Source organism: Synechococcus sp. R3-13 (genome assembly GCF_047462195.1).
In the GTDB taxonomy this organism is placed as follows: Bacteria; Cyanobacteriota; Cyanobacteriia; order Thermostichales; family Thermostichaceae; genus Thermostichus.
The window spans coordinates 1-1804 of the sequence record NZ_JANSIO010000350.1; the positions used below are offsets into that span (position 1 = coordinate 1).

Here is a 1804-nt window from a genome sequence, read left to right on the forward strand (position 1 = left end):
CTGGACAGTGGTGAAGAGAAGTCTGTAACCGCTGCTCGAAAGTATATTCAGGAAAAGTCTATTCAGCCCCCCGCGCTGATTTTGGTGCGGCGAAATGAGCATACCGTTGATCGGTTTTTTTGGGCGGAGAAGGGGTTGTTCGGCGCGCAATATGTCGAGGAAAACCACTTCCTTTTTCCCAGCCTGCGAGCTTTGCTAGCGGAGGTTGCGGCTGAGAAGCCGGAGAAAAAATCCTCGAAGGTTCTTGCAACTGCCGCTCGCTAGCCTCTGACCAGCTTTTCCTATTAGCAGGAGCTCAGGAAACAGCCCCCCTACCCTGGGGGGTTTGTTGCAGCCGCTCTCAGAAGATCGAAAGAACTGACCCTGTGTACGGGATCCCTCCCCACGGGTTGAGCTCCTGCTGCCTCACTCGCCATACTCGACCTGCTGGCGGCAGCAAGGGCACCACGCGCTACCCTACAAGGGATCTCGTCGGGAGATGCCGGATGAGCCGACTGCCTCAAACCACTGCCCATGTCCAAATTACCCGCCGCTCTTGGCAAGAGGGGGCCATTGAGGGGGAAGTCAACGCCAACGGTTGGGTTTGGCGCTTTTGCTGGTGCTTTCGGGCCGGGGAGCTCAAGGTGGAACCCTCTGTGGGGCGAGCTTTGATTTGCGAGCCCTTGAGCCGCTTTCTGGAAAAATCCGACTATCTGCTGGAACCGGGCAGCAACTATTCGTTTGTAATTCGCAGCAGCTTGTGAACTCCTCTCAAGCTGCACAGAGCTTTTGCCCAGCACCGAAGACCGGGGCTGAGCATTGGAAGGCACCTGTTAGGGTGACTGGGAATACAGGGATCCCTGAAAATAGACAGGATGGCGGGGAGGGCTAGTCATGATTGAGGCGGGGGCAAGCGTCTTGAGGCGGATGTTGGGGGTCTACGGCAGCTCCAAGATGGGCGTCCTGCTGCTGTTGGGGTTTTCTTCGGGTTTGCCGCTGCTGTTGATCAACACCACCTTGAATGCTTGGCTGACCCAAGCGGGCTTGACCACCATTGCCATCGGCTTGTTTAACCTGCTCAATTTGCCCTACTCCTTCAAGTTCCTGTGGTCGCCTGTTCTGGATCGATTTCTGTTGCCGGCACCGGGATCCCTGCGGGGCAGTCGGCGGCGGGGGTGGATGGCCCTGACCCAGGTGCTGTTGCTGCTCAGCATAGGGCTACTGGGTTTTCAGGATCCGACCCAAACCTGGCTGGAAGCCTTGGGATGGGAAGAGCTGGCCCAGACTTGGCCGGGCATCACAGTTTTCACCCGCCCGATCTTTCTGGTGGGGTTGCTGGTGGCTTTTTTGAGCGCCTCTCAGGACATCGCGGTGGACGCTTACCGTACCGATATCTTGGCGGAGCGGGAGATGGGGGCAGGGGTAGCCATTTTCGTATTTGGCTACCGCATCGCGCTGTTGGTCAGCAGTGGCGTGAGCTTGATCTTGGCGGACTATTTGCCCTGGTGGCAGGTGTACGGGATCATGGCGCTGCTGATGTTGATCGGGTTGATTACCTCGTTTTTGGCCCCTGAGCCGGAAAACAGCGCCCTCAAGCCTACCTCTTTGCGGTCGGCCATCATCGAGCCGTTTCAATCTTTTTGGCGGCACCGCTTGGCCTGGGCGATCCTGCTGTTTGTGGTCTGCTTCAAGTTGCCGGATAGCTTGGCAGGGCAAATGACCCCCACATTTTTGTTGCAGACGGGGTTTAGCACCAGCGATCTGGGCATTATCCGCAGTTGGATAGGCTTGTTGGCCACCTTGGCTGGGGCTTTTGTGGGGGGGG

The 1804-nt window shown here is 57.5% G+C and carries 3 protein-coding genes; all 3 read left to right on the top strand.

Annotation, left to right across the window (positions count from 1 at the left end; all coding sequences use genetic code 11):
* The coding region (locus NW856_RS10570; protein ID WP_414400191.1) for a DUF3155 domain-containing protein at positions 1–264 on the top strand (264 nt) is incomplete at its 5' end.
* Between the two features lie 221 nt (positions 265–485).
* Positions 486–743 carry a DUF3146 family protein gene (locus tag NW856_RS10575; RefSeq protein ID WP_414334803.1) on the top strand — a complete coding sequence of 86 codons (258 nt, stop codon included), beginning with the start codon at positions 486–488 and terminating at the stop codon, positions 741–743.
* Between the two features lie 130 nt (positions 744–873).
* On the top strand, positions 874–1804 hold a 931-nt coding region (locus NW856_RS10580), incomplete at its 3' end, for an MFS transporter (RefSeq protein ID WP_414400192.1).